General features: G+C 71.6%; 16 protein-coding genes. 6 read left to right on the top strand and 10 right to left on the bottom strand.

Going from position 1 to position 21,360, the window contains the following annotated elements:
• The 3 genes from ACH01S_RS46690 to ACH01S_RS35660 form a co-directional block, all read left to right on the top strand.
• On the top strand, window positions 1-1,587 hold a 1,587-nt coding region (locus tag ACH01S_RS46690; RefSeq protein ID WP_306303275.1), incomplete at its 5' end, for a Sco1979 family transcriptional regulator.
• Between the two features lie 34 nt (window positions 1,588-1,621).
• Window positions 1,622-2,071, top strand: a complete 450-nt coding sequence (locus ACH01S_RS35665) for a hypothetical protein (protein ID WP_067902643.1) — start codon at window positions 1,622-1,624, stop codon at window positions 2,069-2,071.
• A gap of 109 nt (window positions 2,072-2,180) precedes the next feature.
• The gene (locus ACH01S_RS35660) at window positions 2,181-3,584 is read left to right on the top strand and encodes a DHA2 family efflux MFS transporter permease subunit (RefSeq protein ID WP_067902640.1); all 1,404 of its coding nucleotides are present in this window, start codon (window positions 2,181-2,183) and stop codon (window positions 3,582-3,584) included.
• Window positions 3,585-3,690: 106 nt separating this feature from the next.
• Here the strand turns inward: ACH01S_RS35660 and ACH01S_RS35655 are convergent, their stop codons facing one another.
• From ACH01S_RS35655 to ACH01S_RS35615, 9 genes are all read right to left on the bottom strand, one after another.
• Window positions 3,691-4,434, bottom strand: a complete 744-nt coding sequence (locus tag ACH01S_RS35655; protein WP_067902637.1) for a S1 family peptidase — start codon at window positions 4,432-4,434, stop codon at window positions 3,691-3,693.
• Between the two features lie 251 nt (window positions 4,435-4,685).
• Window positions 4,686-5,942, bottom strand: coding sequence for an acyltransferase family protein (locus ACH01S_RS35650; protein WP_218010517.1), 1,257 nt, complete (start codon window positions 5,940-5,942; stop codon window positions 4,686-4,688).
• Between the two features lie 305 nt (window positions 5,943-6,247).
• Complete coding sequence (locus tag ACH01S_RS35645; protein WP_246236727.1) at window positions 6,248-8,794, bottom strand: glycosyl hydrolase family 18 protein; 2,547 nt, start codon at window positions 8,792-8,794, stop codon at window positions 6,248-6,250.
• 30 nt (window positions 8,795-8,824) lie between these two features.
• On the bottom strand, window positions 8,825-9,508 hold the full coding sequence (locus ACH01S_RS35640) for a DUF305 domain-containing protein (protein ID WP_083981521.1): 684 nt from the start codon (window positions 9,506-9,508) through the stop codon (window positions 8,825-8,827).
• 10 nt (window positions 9,509-9,518) lie between these two features.
• Entirely contained in the window at window positions 9,519-10,382 is an 864-nt protein-coding gene (locus tag ACH01S_RS35635; RefSeq protein WP_067902630.1) for a lytic polysaccharide monooxygenase auxiliary activity family 9 protein, read from the bottom strand.
• Window positions 10,383-10,433: 51 nt separating this feature from the next.
• On the bottom strand, window positions 10,434-12,197 hold the full coding sequence (locus tag ACH01S_RS35630; RefSeq protein ID WP_067902626.1) for a chitinase: 1,764 nt from the start codon (window positions 12,195-12,197) through the stop codon (window positions 10,434-10,436).
• A gap of 26 nt (window positions 12,198-12,223) precedes the next feature.
• The gene (locus ACH01S_RS45550; protein WP_067902622.1) at window positions 12,224-13,804 is read right to left on the bottom strand and encodes a chitinase; all 1,581 of its coding nucleotides are present in this window, start codon (window positions 13,802-13,804) and stop codon (window positions 12,224-12,226) included.
• 443 nt (window positions 13,805-14,247) lie between these two features.
• Window positions 14,248-15,780, bottom strand: a complete 1,533-nt coding sequence (locus tag ACH01S_RS35620; protein ID WP_067902616.1) for a cellulose binding domain-containing protein — start codon at window positions 15,778-15,780, stop codon at window positions 14,248-14,250.
• 370 nt (window positions 15,781-16,150) lie between these two features.
• Window positions 16,151-17,722: an FAD-binding oxidoreductase gene (locus tag ACH01S_RS35615; protein WP_067902611.1), complete on the bottom strand. Its 1,572-nt coding sequence runs from the start codon at window positions 17,720-17,722 to the stop codon at window positions 16,151-16,153.
• A gap of 117 nt (window positions 17,723-17,839) precedes the next feature.
• Between ACH01S_RS35615 and ACH01S_RS35610 the strand changes: the two genes are divergently transcribed.
• Window positions 17,840-18,649 carry an N-acetylmuramoyl-L-alanine amidase gene (locus ACH01S_RS35610; RefSeq protein ID WP_067902608.1) on the top strand — a complete coding sequence of 270 codons (810 nt, stop codon included), beginning with the start codon at window positions 17,840-17,842 and terminating at the stop codon, window positions 18,647-18,649.
• 59 nt (window positions 18,650-18,708) lie between these two features.
• On the opposite strand, the gene ACH01S_RS35605 is transcribed toward ACH01S_RS35610, so the two are convergent.
• Complete coding sequence (locus ACH01S_RS35605; protein WP_067902605.1) at window positions 18,709-19,146, bottom strand: MarR family winged helix-turn-helix transcriptional regulator; 438 nt, start codon at window positions 19,144-19,146, stop codon at window positions 18,709-18,711.
• 65 nt (window positions 19,147-19,211) lie between these two features.
• Here ACH01S_RS35605 and ACH01S_RS35600 point away from each other — a divergent pair, with 65 nt between their 5' ends.
• Both ACH01S_RS35600 and ACH01S_RS35595 read left to right on the top strand, forming a co-directional pair.
• Entirely contained in the window at window positions 19,212-20,258 is a 1,047-nt protein-coding gene (locus ACH01S_RS35600; RefSeq protein ID WP_067902602.1) for a substrate-binding domain-containing protein, read from the top strand.
• A gap of 47 nt (window positions 20,259-20,305) precedes the next feature.
• Window positions 20,306-21,313, top strand: a complete 1,008-nt coding sequence (locus tag ACH01S_RS35595) for an alpha/beta fold hydrolase (protein ID WP_067902599.1) — start codon at window positions 20,306-20,308, stop codon at window positions 21,311-21,313.
• Window positions 21,314-21,360 lie beyond the last annotated feature (47 nt).

Genomic DNA, 21,360 nt, shown 5'->3' with positions numbered 1-21,360 from the left:
GCCGACGCGGGAAGTCCGAGTTACCGCGCAATGGCCAAGCGGTCGTTTTACGGCTACACCACATTGGCCGATGCGGCCGCGGGCCGCCGTTTCCCGAGCTGGGAGGTCACCCGTGCCTACGTCACCGCCTGCGACGGTGACCTGGACGAATGGAAAGGGCGGTGGCAGCGCGCGGCGGACCGCCTGGGCCGCTCCGGAAACGGCGACCGGGACGGCGAGGGGGCGCCGCCGCAGCCGGGGTCGTCGAGCCCGGCACCCGGCCCCGGCGTCGGGCCCGTCCCGGTCGATCCGGGACGGGCCGAGACGCCCACCGAACTGATGGACATGCTGGACGAACTGCGCGGTCAGGCGGGACTGAGCCTGCGCCAACTCGTCGACCTCTCCGTGCGGGGAGCGAGACGGGGAGCGGGCCCCGCCCTGACGCCCTCCGACATGTCCGAGTTCGCGCGGCGGACATGGTCGCCCCGCACGCCGGACGTGCTGTGCGTCGTGGAGTTGAGCGGCGGCACCGAGGCCGACCTGCGGCGCTGGGCCGCCGCCTGCGACCGGCTCCTCCCGGCGGCCGGTGACGGCGCGGCGGCGCGCGCGGGTCGTCCGGCCGGTGAGGCGGAGCCCGCGCAGACCGTCCCGGAGGCCGTCGGGGGCGTCTACCGCATCGCGCCCGCCGAACGCGGGGCGAGACCGGACGCGAGCGGCTCCGACCGTCCGGCCGACCGGTACCCGCCCGGCGGGCCGACGGTGTTGCGGCTGCTGCTCGGCACGCGGCTGCGCTCGCTCCGGGAGGCCCGGGGCATCTCCGCCGAGCAGGCGGGGTACGCGATCCGCGCCTCGCACTCGAAGATCAGCAGGATGGAGCTCGGCCGGGTCGGCTTCAAGGAGCGTGACGTCGCCGACCTTCTCACCCTGTACGGGGTGGCCGACCCGGACGAGCGGGAGTCGCTGCTGGAACTGGCCAGGCAGGCCAATTTCCCCAGTTGGTGGCAGCAGTACGCCGACGTGCTGCCGAGTTCGTTCGAGGCGTACCTCGGCCTGGAGGAGGCCGCCTCCCTGCTGCGCACCTACCAGATCCAGCTCGTCCCCGTGCTCCTGCAGACGGAGGACTACGCGCGTGCGGTGATCCGGCGCGGGCATCCCGGCGTCTCCGACGAGGAGGTCGAGCGGCGGGTGCAGGTCCAGGCCATCCGGCAGCGGCGGGTGGCCTCCGGGAAGCGGCTGGGAGCGGCGGACGCGCCGAGACTGTGGGTCGTCCTGGACGAGGCGGTGTTCAACCGCCCGATCGGCGACCGGGCGGTGATGCGCGCCCAGGTCGAACATCTCATCGACCTGTGCGGGCGACCCGGGATCTGCGTGCAGATCCTCCCCTACGGCGCGAGCCTCTATCCGACGGGCGGCTCGTTCACGGTCCTGCGGTTCGCGGACCGGTCCCTGCCGGACGTGGTCTACCTGGAGCAGCTCGCCGGCGCGATGTACCTGGACAGGCCCAGCGACGTCGAGCTCTACCAGCGCGCGCAGGACAGCATCTGCGCGGCCGCGACGTGGCACGAGTCCACCGTGGAGCACCTGACCCGCATCCTCGGCGCCCTCTGACGTGAAGTCCGCGTCGCGGGGTAGGCGGGTCGGTATGCGGACACTTGTCAATGGGCTGATCGCCGGGGCCGCCGGGACCAGTGCGCTCAACGCCGTCACCTATCTCGACATGCTCGTGCGGGCGCGCGGCGCGAGCAGTACGCCGAACGAGGCTGTGCAGAAGATGGCGGACGACGTCCACGTCGACCTGGGGGAGGGCGAGCGGGCCGAGAACCGGAAGGAGGCGGTCGGGGCGCTGCTCGGGTTCGGGACGGGCGCCGGGGCGGGCCTCTGCTACGCCGCCGCCGCCCGCGAGCGGCCGGTGCCGTGGCCGGTCGGGGTGCTGGCGCTCGGGACGCTGGCCATGCTCGGCTCCAACGTGCCGCTCGCGGCGCTCGGCGTGACGGATCCGCGGGAGTGGTCGCTGTCGGGCTGGGTGTCCGACGTGGTGCCGCACCTGGTGTTCGGGGCCGCGGCCTACGCCGCCTACGAGCGCCTGGCCTGACCGCCGACCCCGCCTCCGGCCCCGCCGCGGGTCCTAGGACGATGGGACGTGCCCGTCTCGTCCCGCCGCCCGACGCGCCGGCGCGCCCGCGCGCGGCAGCCTGGACGGCATGACCGCGACCCATGAGCCCCGCGTCGGCGAAAGACCGGCGGAACTGTCCGCGACACCCGGTTGGGCGGCGCTGCTCGCCGCGTCGGTCGGGCAGTTCCTCGTCGTCCTGGACATCTCCGTCGTGAACGTCGCGCTGCCCGACCTGCGCGCCGGGCTCGGGCTCAGCGCGTCCGGCCTGGAATGGGTCGTCAACGCCTATTCGCTGACGTTCGCCGGGTTCCTGCTGCTCGGCGGGCGCGCCGCCGACCTGTTCGGCCGCAAGCGCGTGTTCGTCGCGGGCCTCGGCCTGTTCACCGCCGCGAGCCTCGCGGGCGGGCTCGCGCAGGACCCGGCGATGATCATCGGAGCCCGCGCCGTGCAGGGGCTCGGCGCCGCGATCCTCGCCCCCGTCACGCTGTCGCTGATCACCGCCACGTTCCCGGACGGCCCGGCGCGGACCCGCGCGATCGCCATGTGGACGGCCGTCGGCACCGCGGGCGGCGCGACCGGCGGGCTCGTCGGCGGGCTGCTCACCGACTACCTGAGCTGGCGCTGGGTGTTCCTGATCAACGTGCCGATCGGGCTCGCCGTCGCGGTCGTCGCGGTCCGCTGGCTGCGCGGCGAGCGCGGCCCGGCCGGGCGGCAGCGCCTCGACCTGCCGGGCGCGGTGCTCGTCACGGCGGGCGTCGTCCTGCTCGCGTACGGGATCGGCGAGTCCGACGACCGCGGCTGGACGTCGCTGGTCTGGCTCGGCTCCGGGCTGGCCCTGCTCGCCGCGTTCGTCGCCGTCGAGTCGCGGACGGCGCAGCCGCTCGTCCGGCCGGGGCTGTTCCGGCTGCGCAGCGTCGCGGTCGGGAACCTCGCCACGCTCGTCTCGACGATGGCGGGCTTCGCGCTCTGGTACTTCCTGTCGCTCTACATGCAGAACGTCCTCGGGTACAGCGCCGTCCGCACCGGCCTGTCGTTCCTGCCGCACACCGCGGGCATCATCGTCGGCTCCAGGCTGGCGCCGCCGCTGATGGCCCGCCTGGACGCGCGGCTGCTGGCCGGTGCGGGCGGGCTGCTCGCCGCCGCCGGGTTCGGCTGGCAGAGCGCCGTGCTGGACGCCGACGGCACCTTCCTCGGCTCGATCCTCGGACCGGGCGCGACGATGGCCGTGGGCTTCGGGCTGCTGATGACACCGCTGGTGGAGGCGTCGACAGCGGGCGCGCCGCGGTCCCAGGCGGGCGCGGTGGCGGGGGTGGTCAACACCTCCCGCACCATCGGGGGCGCCATCGGCCTCACCGTGCTCGGCACGGCCGCGGCGCGCTCCGGCGCCGACCTCGTGGACGGCTACGCGACCGCGTTCGTCGTCGCCGCAGTCATCACCGCCGTGGGCACGGCCCTCGTCGCGTTCCTGCCCCGGCCGGAGAACCGGGCCTGAGGGCGCCCGCCGGAAGGTTCGGGCGCCCCCAGGCCAGGGGCTCGGGGTGGTGGTGCCCTCCGCCGGGCACCGCGCTCCGGCGGAGGGCACGTTCTGGAGGGGACGGTCAGCGCGCGGCCGCCGGCGTCCCGCCGATGATCTGCAGGATCTGGGCGCGGTAGGCGGTGACGTCGTTGTAGATCGACGGCCCCTGCGCGCACACCCGGTCGCCCCGGCTCGTCGCGCCGACGAGCTGCCAGGAGCCGGGCCCGCCGGTCACGGCGGGGCCGCCGGAGTCGCCGTAGCAGGCGCCCCTGCCGTTGCCGCCGTCGACGCAGAGCTCGGTCGCCCCCTCGATGTCCTTGCACTTCGCGTCGTCGATGACGGTGGTGTCGAGCTGCTGGAGCTGGACGGGCGGCTGCCCGCAGCCCGGCTGCGGGCAGGTCTGCCCCCAGCCGATGAGGCGGGTCGCCGAGCCGACCGGGGCGCTGGTCGCGATCGGGATCGGCTTCATCGTCGACGGCAGCGTCAGCTTCAGCAGCGCGAGGTCACCGCCCACGATCTGGCGGCTGGCGACGGGGCGTACCTCGCCGCCGGAGTTCCAGCTCTGGGTCCCGACGCGGATCTGTTCGGGCTGCCCGCAGTGCTCGGCGGTGACGACCCAGGACGGCGCGACGAGGGAGCCGCCGCAGCCGTGCTGCCCCCCTTCCTGGAGGGACGCCATGAACGAGTAGGTCTCGGTCGCGGGCACGCCCCCCACGATCGTCGTGTGCGGGGGCGGCGACGGCTCGGCGGCCGCCGCCGCGAGCGAAGTACCGGACAGTGTCAGGACCGCGATCGGCGCCACGGCCCACAGTCTGCGCTTCCTCATGAGCGGGGGTTCCTTTCACAGGAGTGCGGAACGAAGAAACGTGCTGACCGCCTGGCCCTGCCGGTCCCCGGCCGGCGTCACGGAAGCGGCGCGGCGCCGGCCGGTGTTTCGACTATTGACCACCCACCCGCAATTGGCGAACGGCCGGATCGACGGCCGCACCCCTTTTAGAAGGCGTTCTACGCAGGCCCCCTTAGCCACCTGCGAACCTTCTACGCGCCCATTGTGGAACTGAACGGAACGCTTCTTTTTCAACCCCGCCCGTACCCTGTGAAAACCGGCTGGACCGGGGCGTCCGGTCGGGCCGGGCGGCGGGCGAGGCGGCGGCCGAGGCGCTGCGCGGGCGCCTCGATCCAGCGCTGCGTGGCCCAGCTCAGCATGAGCAGGACGAGGACGAAGAACGCGAGGCCGAGCGCGTCCTCCCGGCCGGAGGCGCCGAGGAACTGGGCGGCCACCATCAGCAGCAGCGGGTGCAGCAGGTAGACCGAGAAGCTGACGGTGCCGAGCCAGGTCGCCCAGCCGGGGAACCGCCGGTGCCGCCACCGCCACGCCACCGCGAACGCCAGCGCCGCCGACAGGATCGTGGCGTTCCAGGAGAACTGGGCCTTCCACCCGTACGGGGCGGCCTGCCACGTTCCGGTGCCGACCGCGCCCGCGAGGACGACCGCCGCCGTCGCGACCCCCGCGCGCCGCGTGATCTGCCCGTACTCGGCGCGGTGGACGACGGTCCCGGTGAACATGACCGCCAGCATCAGGACGCTCTCCCAGGCGTCGATGCGCCCGTTCGCGGTCACGAGGAGGGTGGCGAGCAGCCCGCCGAGGAGCCCGCCCGCGGTGCGCGGGGCGCGCCGTCCGGACACGGCGGCGGCGATCGCCACGAGCAGCGCGACGGCGGTCACGGCGACGACCGGGCCGGTCCCGGCGGTGCGGGACAGCAGCGCGGCGGGGGCGTAGGCGCCGGTCAGCACGCCGCACGCGGTCAGCGCCCCGGCGGCCACCGCGAGGACCGTGAGGACGGCCGCGGCGGGCGCCGACCGGCGGTGCCCGCCGACGACGAACAGCGCGACGATGAGGAGGTAGAAGGCCATCTCGTAGGAGAGCGTCCACAGCACGTTCATCACGTTGGGGACGTTCAGCACGTCCTGGAGCATCGTGAGGTGCGCGAGGACGGCGGTCGCGGCGGAGTAGTCCGCCAGCCCGGCGCGCAGCCCGAGGACGCCGAGCAGGAACGGGAGCACCGCGAGGAAGCAGGTCACGGCGAGCAGCGGGTAGATGCGGAAGAAGCGTCCGATCCAGAATTCCCGGACGCTGCCGCGCCGTTCCAGCGACGCGGGCACGATGTAGCCGCTGACCAGGAAGAACACCAGGACCGCCGCCATCCCGGGGTCGTACCACTCCTTCATCAGGATCCGGGTGTCCGGCAGGTACACGTAGCTGGCGTGGTGCAGGGCCACCGTGAGCGCCGCCCCTCCGCGCAGCGCGTCGAGCCACCCAAGCCTGGACGTCACGGGGGAAACACCCGAAGCGGGAACCATTCCGACAGAGTAGACGTATCCCGGCCGGCCGCCCGAGTAATGCCGGGGAAACGGATCGAGGCTCCGCGCCGCCTTTTCCGGCGGGCCGTTCATTGCGGGCACGGCTGATCAACACGGAGTGACCGCCGCCGCGCCGGAGTGCTCGTGGGCTAAGGCGCGGACGCGAAATTGGACCACCCGGTCCGAAGGGAATTGGGTCAGGGCCGGTGCCGTGCTGGCGCAGGCGGCACCGGCCCTGGGTCTTACGGGACCAGTCCTAGGGGACCAGTCCTACGGGACTAGCCGCCCAGCGAATCCGCCAGGGTCTTGGTCAGGACGCCCGGGTCACCGGACATCTCCCAGATCATCGCGCCCAGCAGGCCCTTGCTCTTGAGCCAGGCGACCTTCTTCTGGATCGACCACGCGTCGTCGAACGTCCACCATTGACCGTTGTCGCCGGTGTAGCAGGACGTCGCCACCGCTTGCTCGTCGTGGACGATCTTGCAGTTCGGCACGCTGGCGAGCAGGTTGCTGTAGCCGCGCGTGCCGGCCTCCTCCTGGAACTGGCCGGGGGCCGCGCCCTTCGCCTCCTGCCATTCGCCGCCCTTGCCGCCGTCCTTGACGTTCTGCCAGCCGCGGCCGTAGTAGGCGAGTCCGATGGTCAGCTTGCGCGGGTTGACGCCGGCGTCCAGGTACGGCTTCACCGCGTTCTCGACGCTGAAGTGGAACGAGTACGGGTCGTCCACGTCGGTGAACAGGTTGCCCGCGTGGCCCGTGCGGTTGGGCTCCCACGAGTTGTCGCTGCCGGAGCCGTGGAAGTCGTAGCCCTGGATGTTGAAGATGTCCATGGACTTCGCGACCTCGGCGAGCTCCCAGCCGGCCTCGATCTTCGCCGGGTCGGCGGGGGTGAACGCGGTGAGCTGGTAGCGCTTGCCGGTCTCCTTGGTCAGCTCGTCGAGCTGCTTGCGGAACTCGGCGATCAGCAGGGTGTTGTTGTGCTTGTCGTCAGGGCTGACGTGGTTGCCCGGGTGCCCCTCGGCGCCCGGCCACTCCCAGTCGAGGTCGATGCCGTCGAAGATGCCGGCCGCCGTGCCCGGACCGCCCTTGCCGTTGTAGTCGGGCAGGTTGCCCTTGATGTAGGTGTCGAGGCAGGACTTGACGAACTTCTGCCGGGACGCGTCGGTCTTGGCGACGTCGGAGAAGTACTTCGAGTACGTCCAGCCGCCGATGGAGATGAGCACCTTCAGGTTGGGGTACTTCGCCTTGAGCTTCTTCAGCTGGTTGTAGTTGCCCTGCAGCTTCTCCCAGCCGGAGTCGGCGACGCCGTCCACCGACTGCGCGGCGCTGAACGGACGACCGTAGTCGGCTTCGGCGTCGCCCGCGCCGTCGCCCTGGCTCGGGTCCTGCGGGTTGGACGTGGTGCCCTTCGTGACGCCCTGGAGGCAGGTCAGGTTGGTCGGGTCGATGTTGGCGAACGCGTAGTTGATGTGGGTGAGGCGAGCCGCGGCGCCGGTGTCGACGAGGTTCTTCACGAAGTACTGGCGGCCGTAGATGCCCCACTGGACGAAGTAGCCGACCTTGGCGTAGCCGTTGCCGACGACGTCGTCCGTCTTCACCTTGATGGCGTCGCTGGCCGCGGACACGTTGTCGTACTTGTCACGGGCCTTGACGGTGAAGGTGTACTCGGTGGACGGGGAGAGCCCCGCCACCGTCGCGGACGTGTCGTTCACGGTCGTCGCGACCTTGCCGTCCACCAGCACGTCGTAGTTCGCCACGCCCGAGTTGTCGGTCGAGGGGCTCCACGAGAGCTTGACGCTGCCGGAGTCCTTGCCGGTGCTCTTCAGCCCGGTCGGGGTGGACGGCGGGGTCGTGTCGTCCGCCGGGTTGTTCGTCTTCACGGTGATGGGGGAGCTGGCGGCCGACAGGTTGCCCTTGCGGTCCCGCGCCTTCACCGTGAACGTGTACTCGGTGTTCGGGGTGAGGCCCGTGACGGTGGCGTTGGTGTCCGGCACCGTCGTCGCGAGCGCCGTGCCGTTGTAGACCTCGTAGGCGGTGATCGGCAGGCTGCCGGGCTTCGCCGCGTCCCACTTCAGCGAGACGGTCTTCGTGGTCTTCACCGGGGACGTCAGGTTGCCGGGGGCGGCCGGCGGCGCGTCGGCGGAGCCGTCGCAGTTGACGTCGTTGACGCGGCAGGTCGTCGGCTCGGCGCCCGCCCTCGACACCGTGAACGTCGGGCTGTAGGGCTCGGTCGTCCGGCCCGCGCCGATCGTCGCGTTGAAGTAGGCGGGGGAGAGGGTGACCGTCGTCCCGCTCTGGGTGATCGAGCCGTTGTCCGCGCTGGAGGCGGTCACGCCGGACGGCAGGTCGAAGACGACCGACCAGTTGGTGATCGTCGCGGAGGTGTTGTTCGCGACGATGAACTTGGCCCTGGTGCCGTCCAGCGAGTAGGTCGCCGTGACGCCCTGCGCGACCCTCGGCGGGTCACCCGAGCCGTCGCAGTTGGCGCCGTTCAGCAAACAGTTCGTCGGCTGCGCCGTCGCGGAGCTCAACGTGAAGGTCGGGCTGTACGGCTCGGTGCTGCCGCCGCCCTTGACGGTGTCGATATAGAACAGCGGGCGGAGCGTCACCTTCGTGCCGCTCTGCGAAATGGTGGCGTTCTGCGGGTTGCTCGCCGTCACACCCGCGGGCAGGTTGAAGGTCAGCGTCCAGCCGCTGACCGATCCCGTGCCGGGGTTGCTGACCACGTACTTCCCTGTCGTCCCGGACAGGCTGAACGCCGCCGTGAGCCTGTCCGCCGCGCTCGCCGGGGCGACGGCGAGCGCGGCCACTACGACGAAGGTGGTCAAGATTCCGATCATTCGGCGCATGCCGAACACCTACTTCCGGTGGGAGTCTTCCGGGGGTTGGGTGAGAATCTTCAACATCTGTTTGATCTGCGCCGACCGGGACCGGTCGACGCGCTGCGCCAGGCGGCGCGTCCACGAGTCCTCGCCCTGGCCCGTCTCCAGGCGTGCCATCTGGACCGCGTCGTCCTGATGGCCGATCAGCAGGTTGAGGAACTCGCGTTCGAAGCGGTCCGGCGGAGTCCGCGCCAGCGCCTCCAGTTCGGCGTCGGTGGTCTCCGGCAGGCCGCCGTGCGCGGCGTGCGCGCCGGCCGCCGCCCGCAGCGGGCGCCGCCAGTCGCGCAGCCGCCGCTGCATCTGCCTCGCCTCGGCGACCTCCGTCGTCTCGATGGCCGCGGCCAGCGTCCTGACCTCGGGCGTGACGGGGTGCCCCTGCGCGAGCCGGACCAGCTTCACGCCCTGTTCCTGATGGGGCAGCATCATCTGCAGGAACATGACGTCGGTGGGGTTGAACCCGGGCCCGCCCTGGGCCGCGGGGGTGGAGCCGCCGGACGGCGAACCGCCGGCGGCTCCGCATTGCGCGAACACCAGGACGGCGCAGGCGGCGAGGATCGCGAGCGCGCCGTACTTGGGCGCGGCGCGCCTCAGCCGTGAACGGTCCTCGCTTGTCGTCGGCGTGCCGCTCGTCGCGGCCGCCTCATCGCCGGTGCGCCTCATCGTGTCGCGCTCAGACCTTCCGCCAGAGCGCGGCGGTGGTCGCGGGCTCCCAGCCGGCGATCGCGGTGTGCGGCTGGACGCACTGGTACGTCGAGCCGTTGTAGGTCACCTTGTCGCCCGCGGCGTAGGACGTGCCCGCGGCCCACGTGCCGTGGTCCGTCGGAGGGTCGGTCGGGGGGTCGGTCGGAGGATCGGTGGGCGGGTCCGTCGGCGGGTCGGTCGGCGGGGTGGTGGTGCCGCCGCCGAAGTCGACGTCGGAGCAGGTGTAGAACGCCTCGTTGCTGTAGGCCATCCGCTGCCAGATCGAGTACAGGATGTGCCGTCCCGTCCGCGGCGGGAGGGTGATCGTCCAGTTGGTGAACGTGGTCGGGTTCTGGTGGGCGAACGTCTGGATCGGGACGAGGTCGGACCAGCGCAGCGGCTGCGTCGGGTCGAAGCCGTCGCGGGTGATGTAGAACTCGAAGTTGCCGTCCGCGTGCGGGGCGGTCGCGTGGTAGGTGATCGTCAGCGGTCCCGGCTTGACGCTCGTCGCGGGCCAGTCGGCGCGCGGCAGGTCGAGCCCGCGGTACTTCGCCCGGCCCGCGCTGCAGAGCTGGCCGTCCGGGATGAGCTGGCGGTGCCGGCCGCCCGCGTCGAGCAGCGACACCTCGTTCCAGTCGTAGAACGCCTGGGTGCCGTTCGCCGCGACGGCCGCCTTGCAGGCGGCCGACTTCGGGGTCTCCGGCCCCTCGGTCTTGCACACGTACACGCGGCTCGGCGGGTTGGACATGCTGCCGTGCGCGCTCGCGCCCGTCGCGGAGCCGACCAGGACCGCGGCGGACGCGGCCGGGACGGCGACCGCCGCGACCGCGGCGGCCTTCGTTCTCGATCTCATCTTTTCCCTTCCGGTGGGGTGGGTGATCCGGGGTGGTTCAGGGGCGGCGGATCACGGAAGGCCGTTCAGGAACGGCCGGTGGCTGTTCATGAACTCCCAGGAGTAGTAGCGGTCCCAGTTGATCGACCAGGTCATCAGCCCGCGGAAGCCCGGGGACGTCCCGCCGCGCAGGGTGTAGGAGCCGCAGCCCGTCCCCTTCACGAGGCAGTTGACGGCCTGCTGCACCTGGGCGGGCGGGGTGTGCCCGTTCCCGGCGCTGACCGCCGCGGGGAGCCCGATGCCGATCTGGTCGGGCCGCAGCCCGGGGAACGTCTTGCCGGTGTTCCCGACCGGGAACCCGGCCTTGACCATGTCGGTCATCGCGATGTGGAACTCGGCGCCGCCCATGTTGTGGTACTGGCCGTCGAGCCCCATGACCGGCCCGGAGTTGTAGTCCTGGACGTGCAGCACGGTCAGGTCGTCGCGCATCGCGTCGATCACCGGGAGGTACGCGCCGCCCCGCCCGTCGCCGCCGCTCGTCCCGCCGTAGAACTGGTAGCCGACCTGGACGAAGAACGTCTCGGGCGCCATCGTCAGCACGAACTTCTGGCCGTACTTCGCCTTCAGCGACTTCAGCGCCGAGATCAGGTTGACGATGACCGGGGTGGTGGGGTTGCGGAAGTCGCTGTCTCCCGGGTTCAGGTAGAGCGAGTGGCCCTCGAAGTCGACGTCGAGACCGTCCAGCCCGTACTTGTCGATGATCGCCGAGACGGACCGGACGAACGCGTCCCGCGCCGCCGCCGTGGTGAGCTGGACCTGGCCCTTCTCACCGCCGATCGAGATCAGCACCTTCTTGCCCTGCGCCTGCTTCGCGCGGATCGCGGCGATGAACTCCTCGTCGCTCTCCACGTTCTTGCACTCGGTCACCGGGCAGCGGGTGAACCGGATGTCGCCGGACGTGACGGACGTCGGCTCGCCGAACGCGAGGTCGATGATGTCCCACGCGTCCGGGACGTCCGCCATCCGGACGTAGCCGGAGCCGTTGGCGAAGCTGGAGTGCAGGTAGCCGATGAGCGCGTGCTTCGGCAGGCCGGTGTCGACGCACCCGCTGGTCCGGCCGCTCGCGGCCGTGGACTTCGCGGACTCGCCGACGTCGTTGTACGCCGCGACCGTGTAGCTGTGCGAGCTGCACGCCGTGAGGCCCGAGATGGTGGTGCTCGTCCCGGTGACCGTCGCCTTGAGGGTGGAGCCCTCATAGACGCGGTAGCCGGTGACCGTCCCGGACGCGGGCGTCCACGACAGCGCGATCGAGGTGTCGGTGACCGCGCCGACCGACGGCGAGCCGGGCGCGCCCGGCACGCCCGGCTGGGGGTCGCCGCCGGGGCCGTCGAGGACGACGTCGTCGGCGTAGTACGCGCTGTTGCCGTACCAGCCGTGCAGGAGAATCTCCGCGGACGTCTGGTTCGCGCCCGTCGTGAACGACACCGACAGCTTGGTGTAGTCCGACGCGGACGGGGTCCAGGTCTGCGACCCGCCCGTCACGCCGAGGTACACGTAGCTGCCCCGCACCCAGGCGGACAGCGCGTACGCCGTGTTCGGCTTCACCGCGACCGTCTGCGTGCACTGCCCGGTGCTGCCCGCGCTGACGCCGCCCTGGAGGGCGTGCGTCCCGGTGTGCGCCGGGGTGGCCACCACCGATCCGTTGTCGCAGGTCCACGGGCTCAGCGTCCCGCTCTCGAAGCCCGCGTTGGTGAGCACGTTGTCCGCGTGCGCCGGGCTCTGCAGCCCGACGAGCAGCCCGGCGGCGAGCACCGCCGGGGCCCATGTCTTCCTCATGGTCCGTCCTTCCGCGGAGGTGGCCGCTACGGAAGCGTCTTCAGGTGCGGACCGACGGTCCCGGCGAAGCCGCCGCCGTTGGTGACGTCCCAGTTGATCGACCAGGTCATCGCGCCGCGGATGTCCGGGTAGGTCCGGGACGGCTTGAAGGAGCCGCAGCTCGTGCCCTTGGCGAGGCAGTCCAGCGCGTTGTTGACCAGGGACGGGGAGACGACGCCGCCGCCCGCCGCTCCGGCGCCCGCCGGGAGGCCGAGCGCGACCTGGTCGGGACGCAGGCCGTTCTCAAGCTGGATGCAGGCCAGCGCCGTCATGAAATTCACTGTTCCCTGCGAGTACACGCCCTGGTCGCAGCCGAGCATCGTGCCTGAGTTGTAGTACTGCATGTGGACGACGGTCAGGATGTCCTTGATGTTGAGCGCGAGCTGGAAGTAGGCCGCGCCCGTGGACTGCATGTCGACCGTCTGCGGCGCCATCGTGATGATCAGGTCGCTGCCGGCCTTGGCGCGCAGCGCCCGGAGGGCCTGCCCCATGTACTGCGGGCTGAGGCCGTTCTCCAGGTCGATGTCGACGCCGTCGAAGCCCCACTCGGTCATGATCTTGTAGACGGAGTTGGTGAACAGCTCCGCGGCGTTGGCGTTGCCGACCCAGACGGCGCCCTTCTCGCCGCCGACGGACAGGATGACCTTCTTGCCCTTGGCCTGGAGCGCCTTGACGTCGGCCTTGAACTGGTCGTCGGTGTAGCCGCCGACCTTGCTGGCCAGCCCGGGGTCGACCTTGAAGCTGACCTCGCCGAAGTTGCTGGTGGCTTCGCCGAACGCGACGGCGACGACGTCGTACTGGTCGGGCACCTGGGAGAGCTTCAGCGCGCGGGCGCTGTTGACGAAGTCGTGCCAGTAGCCGGTGAGGAAGTGCTTCGGCAGCGGGCCGGTGGCGCAGCCGGTGGTCGTCGCGGTGACGGCCGTGCTGGCGGCGGACTCGCCCTTGTCGTCGTAGGCCTTGACCGTGTAGCTGTGCGTGGAGCACTTGTCGAGGCCGGAGATCGTCGCGGACGTCCCGCTGGCGGTGGCGCGCAGCGCGGCGCCCTCGTAGACGCGGTAGCCGGTCGGCGTGCCGGTGCCCGCCGTCCAGCTCAGCGTGAGCGAGGTGTCGGTGCGCGCGGTGACGGTCGGGGCGCTCGGGGAGCCGAGGCCGCCGCCGGGTCCGCCGTCGTCGCCGCCCGCGCAGGGCTGGCCGTTGAACTTGCAGTTCTGCGGGCTGCCGGGACCGTTCCCGAGGAACCCGAAGGTGACCGATCCGCCCGCCGGGATCGCGGCGTTGTACCCGCGGTCCTTGAAGACGTTGTGCTGCCCGTCCTTGGTGAGGAGGGCGTCCCAGTAGGAGCCGACGGTCGTGCCCGCGGGGAGGTCGAACTCGACCGTCCAGCCGCTGACGGCGGCGCCGGACGGGTTGGTGAGCGTGAAGCGGCCCTCCCAGCCCGAGCCCCAGTCCTGCGGCTTTGTGAACGTCGCGGTCGCCGCGGCGGCGTGCGCGGGGGCGGGCAGGATCAGGGCGAGCATCAGGGCGATGAGGACGCTGAGAGCAGAGCGGGGGCGCAAGGACTCCTCCATCGGTAGGGAAGCTGGCGGATTCCCCCGAACCCCGAGACAGACGCTATTTGATAGGAAGGTTTCCTATCAGTTTTGGAAGCAAGGTAACCGCCTGCCGCGACCTGGGCAAGCCCTTTGCCGAAACCCCTGTTCGGGGGCCCGGTACCAGTGCAGCTTGAGCGCCGAACCAGCCGGAGCCCCGGCGAAAATCGGCACTGGTATCCAACGGGTCGGCTGTTTCGCGGGCAGATTCTGCCAATCGGGTCTCGGTGCCGTTGCCGTCGCGGAACCGGTTCCGTGGGCCATTGAACGGCGGTCCGGGGCACCGTCCGGGGACGCCTCGCACGGCGGCCCCGGCGCCATGTGAGGACGCCGGGACCGGGGCGTGCGGAGGCCGCAGGGGCCCGGAAAGGGGGCGGCCCGCGTCCCCGGAGCTGGGACGCGGGCCGCGCGGGGGGAGTGGCTCAGAAGCCTGCCGTGATCTTGCTGAACTCCCACGGCTGCTGGCTGGTGCCGCTGTCGCCCGGACGGTCGCGGTTGACCGCCCAGAACGTGAGCCGGGAGAGGTTCTTGGACTTCGCCCAGTCGCGGATCTGCGTCCAGATGGCCGTGGTGGTCATCTCGTTCTGGTCGGACGCGCCGTTCATGCCGGAGATGCCCATGTGGGTGTAGGCCTCGGCGTCGGTGTACTTGAACGCCGACACGAGCGCCGCCTTCAGACCCTCGGACGCCTTGACGGTGTTGCCGTACATGTCCGAGCCGCCGCCGAAGTCGAACGGCATGATCGAGAAGATGTCCACCGGGACCTGCAGCTTGGCGGCCTGGTTGATGAGCCGCTTGCCCACGTCGTTCGGGCCGCTGGTCAGGGTCGGCATGGTCAGGATCGTCTGGATGCCGGGGTTCTTCTGCTCGACGATCTTCAGCGCGTTCAGGATGCGGTCCTGCACCGTCGGGTTCTCGAACTCGTCGGTGTTCTCGATGTCGATGTCGATGGTCTTGAAGTTGAAGGCGTCGATCACCTTCTGGTAGGCGCCGGCGAGGGCCTCGGGCGTGGAGCAGTTCGGCCCGAGCTTGTTGCCGGACCAGCCGCCGATGGACGGCATGGCGTCACCGCCGGCCGCGCGGATCTTCTTGATCGCGTTCTCGTCCGCGCCGCCCTTGAGCGGACGCTGGCCGTCCCACGACGGGTTGCAGCCGCCCTGGGCGAGGATGAACGCCATCGTGAACGACTTGATGCCGGACGCGCTCATGACCGTGGTCGGGTCCGGGGGGTTGCCCCAACCCATGTACAGGTACGGCGCGGCGTGCTTGCCGACGTCGGGCGTGGTGCAGCCGGAGGTGGTGCCGCTGACCGTGGCGGCCGCGGACTCGCCGGCGTCGTTGTACGCCTTGATCGTGTAGGTGTGGGAGGAGCACTTCTCCAGCCCGCTGATCGTGGCGGTGGTGCCGGTCACCGTCGCGCGGACGGCGGAGTCCTCGTAGACCCGGTATCCGGTCACCGAACCGGACGACGCCGACCACGACAGCGTCAGCGATCCGTCCGTCTTGGCGGTCACGGACGGCTCGCCGGGCGCGGAGGGGGCGCCGGGCGTGGTGTCGTCGCCGGTGCAGGACCCGCCGTTCAGCTTGCAGTTGTCAGGCGCGCCGGAGCCGCTGACGAGGAAGCCGAACGTGACGGTGGCGCCGGGCGCGATGCCCGCGTTGTACTCGCGGTTGGCGAAGGTGGCGTGCTGCCCGTTCTTCGTGAGCAGCGCGTCCCAGTAGGAGCCGATCGACGAGCCGGACGGAAGGTCGAACTCCACCTTCCACGACGAGAGGGCCGAGCCGGTCTCGTTCTTGATCGTGTACTTGCCCTCGTAGCCGGAGCCCCAGTCGGAGGCCTTGGCGAACGACGCCGTCACGGTGGCCGCGGCGTTGGCCTGGATCGGCACGACGAGGGCGAGGACGAGGGCGGAGAGGGCGGTGAACAGGAAACCGGGGAAGAGCTTTCTTCTCAATGTCACTCCCGGGTAGGAGGGTGTGGACGAGCGGGAATCCCCCGAACCCCGAGTCGGTTCGTGTCGCGCGGTCAATTCACGCGCCGGTCGTCGATCGCCTGGCGGGGGGCGGGCGCGGCATTTCGTGCGGCCTCGAATCTGATAGGAAACTTTCCTGTTAATCGAGTGAACCGTAATCGGCGATCCGCCGCCGGGCAACCCCGTCCGGCGAGAAGGGCGCGGGCGCTTCGGCATCCCAGTCCAGCTAATGGACCGAACCACACCGAGGCCGAGAGAATGTCGGCAGTTTTCGCCGAAGGAGGCCCGGTTCGTTGGGCAGATCCGTGGAACGGCGTTCAGGTTCGCGGGTGAAGAGTCGCGGCGCGGAGGGTCAGGGCGCGGGAACGAGGACGCCCGGATTGAGGACGCCCGCAGGGTCGAGCGCGGCCTTCGCGGCGGTCAGCGCGGCGCCGAACGGGCCGGGGCGCTGCCGGTCGTACCAGGGCCGGTGGTCGCGGCCGACCGCGTGGTGGTGGGTGATCGTCCCGCCGTGCGCCGCGATCGCCTCGGACACGGCGGTCTTGATCCCGTCCCACTGGGCGACCATGGCGCCCCAGCGTCCGGGCGCGTACACGGTGAAGTAGGGGGCCGGGCCGTCCGGGTAGACGTGGGTGAAGCGGCAGGCCACGACGCCGTCCCCGGCGACGTCGCGGATCGCGTCCCGGGCCGCCGCGGTGACCGCGCGGTGCAGCCGGTCGAAGCCGTCCCAGGTGCAGGACGTCTCGAACGTCTCCACGATCAGCGCGTGCCGGGCCAGGGCGTCCCGCTGGTAGGGCATGCGCAGGAACGACGACCGCCACCTGTCCGAGGCGGGGTCGGAATCGGCGGGCTCGTCCGGGGCCTCGCCGCCGTGGTCGCGGCACAGCTCCACCGCCCGGTCGAGGGACGCGCGCACGGGGTGGTCGGCGGACTCGAAGGCCAGCACCAGCACGCCGCCGTCCACCGCGACGCCCGCGTTGACCAGCGCTTCGGCGGCGTCCAGCAGGCGGCAGTTCGCCGGGTTAAGCCCGCTCTGCGCGACCGCGCGGGTGGCCGCGACCGCCGCCGCGTAGTCCGCGAACCGCACGGACGCCTTCGCCCGCCAGCGCGGCCGTTCCCGCAGCCGCATCCACGCCTCGGTGATGATCCCCAGCGCGCCCTCGCTGCCGAGGAACAGCCGGTCGGGGGACGGTCCCGCGCCCGACCCCGGCAGCCGCCGCGACTCGGCGACCCCGCTCGGCGTCACGACCCGCATCGACTCCACCAGGTCGTCGATGTGCGTGTTGAGCGTGGCGAAGTGGCCGCCCGCGCGGGTCGCCAGCCAGCCGCCGAGCGTGGAGAACTCGAACGACTGCGGGAAGTGGCGCAGCGTCAGGCCGTGCGGTCTCAGCTGGTCCTCCAGGTGCGGGCCGAGCACGCCCGCCTGGATGCGCGCGGCCCGGCTCACCGGGTCGACCTCCAGGACGCGGTCGAGCCGCGTCAGGTCGATGGTGACGGCGGGGCGGCCGTCGGCGAACCGCGGCTCGATCCCGCCGACGACCGAGCTGCCGCCGCCGTAGGGGATCACGGCGACGCGGTCGCCGGAGCACCAGTCGAGCAGGTCGGCGACGTCGCGCTCGTCCCGCGGCCGCGCGACCAGGTCGGGCGCGTGCGGGAGGTCGCCGAGCAGGTTGCGCGCCACGTCCCGGAACGCCTTGCCGTGCGCGTGCGCGGCCCGGTCGGCCGGATCGGCCGAGCACAGCCCGGCGAGGGACGGCGGCGGGGCGAGCCGGGTGGCCGGGACGCCGAGCGAGCCGACGTCCGGCGGCTCGTGGCCGGTCAGCTCGCCGGGCGCGAGCGCGCGGGCGCGGGCGAGCAGCGCGTCCAGTTCGGCGCCGCGCACGGCGTCCTCGACGTTCCCCCAGCCCCACCACGACCGCGCCATCACCGCTCCCTCAAGCCGGAGCCCCATCATCCCGTTGTTTAGGCCGTGTGTTTAGGCGGGGCCGGACGGCGCAGATTGGGAGAGTCGGCGACCGGAGCGTCACGGGGGGATGGGCCGGTGAGGATATTCGGGGCCGCCGTCCTGCTCTGCGCCGGGACGGCGCTCGCCGCGTGCGGAGGCGGCGGGAACGGCGGGAGCTCCTCTGCGCCGACCACCGCCACGAGCACGGTGCCGCCGACCGCGCTGTCCGGGACCCCGACCGGCGCCTCCCCGTCGCTGAGCGGGAAGACCATCGTGATCGACCCCGGCCACAACGGCGGCAACGCCGCCCACCCCGAGGTGATCGACAAGCAGGTGTTCATCGGGAACGGATACAAGCCCTGCAACACCACCGGGACGAGCACCGAGCAGGGCTATTCCGAGCACGCCTTCACCTGGGACGTGGCCAACCGCCTCGCGGCCGTCCTGCGCGCGCGGGGCGCCAAGGTGACGCTGACCAGGAGGAACGACACCGGGGTCGGGCCGTGCGTCACGACCCGGGCCGAGATCGCGAACCGGCTGCGCGCCGACGCCGTCGTGTCGATCCACGCGGACGGCGCCGAGCCGTCCGGGCACGGGTTCCACGTCATCGAGCCGGAGCCGGTGGGGCGGAACGCGGCGATCGTCCAGCCGTCCGGGCGGCTCGGCACGGCGCTCCGCGACGCCTACCGGTCCGGGACGGGCATGCCCCCCGCCACCTACGTCGGACGCGACGGCCTCGACCGGCGGGACGACCTCGGCGGCCTCAACATGTCCACGGTCCCGGCGGTGTTCATCGAATGCGGCAACATGCAGAACGCGGGCGACGCCGCCAAGCTGTCGGACGCAGCGTTCCGGCAGCGGATGGCGGGCGCCATGGCCTCCGGCGTCGGGGCCTTCCTCCACTGACCCGCCGCGGCACCGGAGGGAACTTTCTCAGGGAAGTATTTCCCTGCGAAGAAGCGACCTCAGCCGAGCTGCGCGGACATCCGGGTCAGCAGCGCCTGGAGCAGCGCCAGCTCCTCCCGGCCCACCGACTCGCGGACCCGGCGCCACTCGTCCTCGGTCGCGGCGGTCAGCCGGTCCAGCGACTCGCGGCCGTGCTCGGACAGGAACACGAGCACGCGGCGCCGGTCGGCGTCGTCCACCCGGCGGTACACGCGGCCCGCCGAGACCAGCCGGTCGACGACCTTGGTGAGCGTGGGAGCGGGGAGCAGGGCGAAGTCGGCGACCTCGGTCATCGTGTGGCCGGCACCGTCCGCGAGCAGGGAGAGGACGCGCCATTCCTCGACGGTGGAGCCGGCCGCCTTGAGCGCCGCGCCGAGCCGGGCGGCGATGCCGCGCTCGACCCTGGAGAGCACGCGGGGCAGGTCGAGCTCGGCCTGCGGGATACCTGTTGTAGTCATCTTGAGACCGAAGATTACCGTCTCATTGAAACTATTTCGGCGGCGGTATCTACTAACGTCCCAGTATGGACGCCCTGGACGTCGCCCTCGTGGTGCCTCGGCAGGGGCCCGCGGGACTCTTCGGGCCCTCGGCCGAGCTGTGCGCCCGGCTGGCCGAGGAGGAGGTCAACGCGGAGGCGGGCGTCCTCGGGCGGCGGCTGCGGCTCCGGGTCGTGGACGGCGGCGGCCCGCCCGCCCGCGTCGCCGCCGCGGTCGAGGAGCTGGTCAGGGCGGGCGCCGTGCAGGCCGTGACCGGCTGGCACATCTCGGCCGTCCGGCAGTGCCTCGCGCCGCGCATCGCGGGCCGCGTCCCGTACGTGTACACCGCGCTGTACGAGGGCGGCGAGCGGTCGCCCGGCGTGTTCCTCACCGGCGAGACGCCCGAGCGCCAGCTCCGCCCGGCGCTGCGCTGGCTCGCGTCCGAGCTCGGCGTCCGCCGCTGGACGATCCTCGGCGACGACTACGTGTGGCCGCGCGGCACGGCCCGCGCCGTCCGCGCCTACCTGGCCGAGCAGGGCGCGGTCCTCTGCGACGAGATCTACGTCCGGCTCGGCACGCAGGACTTCGGCGAGCCGCTCCGCCGGATCGAGGCGAGCGGCTGCGAGGCCGTCCTGATGCTGCTGGTCGGCGACGACGCGGTGGCCTTCAACCGGGCGTTCGGCGCGGCGGGCCTGCCGCAGCTGCGGTTCAGCCCGCTGATGGACGAGAACATGCTCCTGGCGACGGGCGTGGAGGGCACCCGCGGGCTGTTCGCCGCGGCGGGCTTCTTCGAGACGCTCCCGACCGGCGACGGGCTGGACTTCGGCGCCCGCTACCACGGCCGGTTCGGCGCGCAGGCGCCGCCGCTGAACAGCATGGGGGAGTCGTGCTACGAGGGGGTGCGGCTGCTCGCCGAACTGTTCCGGCGCAGCGGGGAGCTGGACGTCCGCTCGATGAACGCCGTCTCGGAGGGCCTCGGCTACGACGGCCCGCGCGGGCCGGTCGAGGTGCGCGACCGGCACCTGCGGCAGAACGTGTTCATCGCGGCCGCCGACGGGCTGGAGTTCGACGTGTTGCACCAGCTCACCCCTTGATTTTCGGTTCCGGTCTAAATAGTTTCTCTGGAAACTAAGGGGGACTCATGCCTACGACCTTCGACCTCGGCGACTTCGTCCTGCAGGGCGGCGCGACGCTGCGCGGCGCGCAGCTCACCTACGAGACCTATGGAACGCTCTCGGCCGCCAAGGACAACGCGATCGTCTACCCGACCTGGTACTCCGGACGGCACCAGGACAACGAATGGCTCATCGGCGAGGGGATGGCGCTCGACCCGTCCCGGTACTTCATCATCGTGCCGAACATGCTGGGCAACGGGCTGTCCAGCTCGCCGAGCAACACGCCGGAGCCCTACGACCGCGCCCGGTTCCCGGACGTCACCATGTACGACAACGTCGAGGCGCAGTACCGCCTCGTCACCGAGCACTTCGGCATCGAGCGGCTGCCGCTCGTCACGGGCTGGTCGATGGGCGCGGGCCAGACCTACCAGTGGGCCGTCAGCCACCCGGAGATGGTCGAGCGCATCGCGCCGTTCTGCGGCTCGTCCCGGTGCAGCTACCACAACAAGGTGTTCCTCGAAGGCGTGAAGGCGGCGCTCACCGCGGACGCCGCGTTCGAGCACGGCTGGTACACCTCCCCGCCGACCCGCGGCCTGCGCGCCGCCGCCCGCGTCTACGCGGGCTGGGGGTTCTCCCAGGCGTTCTACTGGGACCGCCTCTACGAGACGCTCGGCTACAGCTCGCTCGAAGACTTCCTCGTCGGGTTCTGGGAGGGCTTCTTCCTCGACGACCGCGACGCCAACAACCTGCTCACCATGCTCTGGACGTGGCAGAACTCCGACGTCGGCCGCACCCCCGGGTTCGACGGGAACACCAGGGCGGCGCTCGCGTCCATCAAGGCCCGCGCGCTGGTCATGCCCGCCGAGAAGGACCTCTACTTCCCGCCCGAGGACGAGGCGTGGGCCGTCCAGCACATCCCGAACGCGGAGCTGCGCGTCATCCCCGGCGTGTGGGGCCACTTCGCCGGTCACGGCAGCAACCCCGAGGACACGGCCTTCATCGACGCCGGACTGAAGGAGCTCCTCGCGACCTGATCCGCGCCGGCCCCCCGGATTAAGCCAGGGCAATTCAGAAGATGACG

Source organism: Actinomadura chibensis NBRC 106107 (assembly GCF_001552135.1).
GTDB lineage: Bacteria > Actinomycetota > Actinomycetes > Streptosporangiales > Streptosporangiaceae > Spirillospora > Spirillospora chibensis.
Note: the sequence above shows the minus strand (reverse complement) of the source record. Positions and strands in the feature narration are given on the sequence as shown.

Bases quoted from the DNA above. Each gene is read 5' to 3' on its own strand.
- ACH01S_RS35665 (WP_067902643.1), top strand. From the start codon at position 1,622: ATGCGGACACTTGTCAATGGGCTGATCGCCGGGGCCGCCGGGACCAGT.
- ACH01S_RS35660 (WP_067902640.1), top strand. From the start codon at position 2,181: ATGACCGCGACCCATGAGCCCCGCGTCGGCGAAAGACCGGCGGAACTG.
- ACH01S_RS35655 (WP_067902637.1), bottom strand. From the start codon at position 4,434: ATGAGGAAGCGCAGACTGTGGGCCGTGGCGCCGATCGCGGTCCTGACA.
- ACH01S_RS35640 (WP_083981521.1), bottom strand. From the start codon at position 9,508: ATGAGGCGCACCGGCGATGAGGCGGCCGCGACGAGCGGCACGCCGACG.
- ACH01S_RS35635 (WP_067902630.1), bottom strand. From the start codon at position 10,382: ATGAGATCGAGAACGAAGGCCGCCGCGGTCGCGGCGGTCGCCGTCCCG.
- ACH01S_RS35630 (WP_067902626.1), bottom strand. From the start codon at position 12,197: ATGAGGAAGACATGGGCCCCGGCGGTGCTCGCCGCCGGGCTGCTCGTC.
- ACH01S_RS45550 (WP_067902622.1), bottom strand. From the start codon at position 13,804: ATGGAGGAGTCCTTGCGCCCCCGCTCTGCTCTCAGCGTCCTCATCGCC.
- ACH01S_RS35615 (WP_067902611.1), bottom strand. From the start codon at position 17,722: ATGGCGCGGTCGTGGTGGGGCTGGGGGAACGTCGAGGACGCCGTGCGC.
- ACH01S_RS35605 (WP_067902605.1), bottom strand. From the start codon at position 19,146: ATGACTACAACAGGTATCCCGCAGGCCGAGCTCGACCTGCCCCGCGTG.
- ACH01S_RS35600 (WP_067902602.1), top strand. From the start codon at position 19,212: ATGGACGCCCTGGACGTCGCCCTCGTGGTGCCTCGGCAGGGGCCCGCG.
- ACH01S_RS35595 (WP_067902599.1), top strand. From the start codon at position 20,306: ATGCCTACGACCTTCGACCTCGGCGACTTCGTCCTGCAGGGCGGCGCG.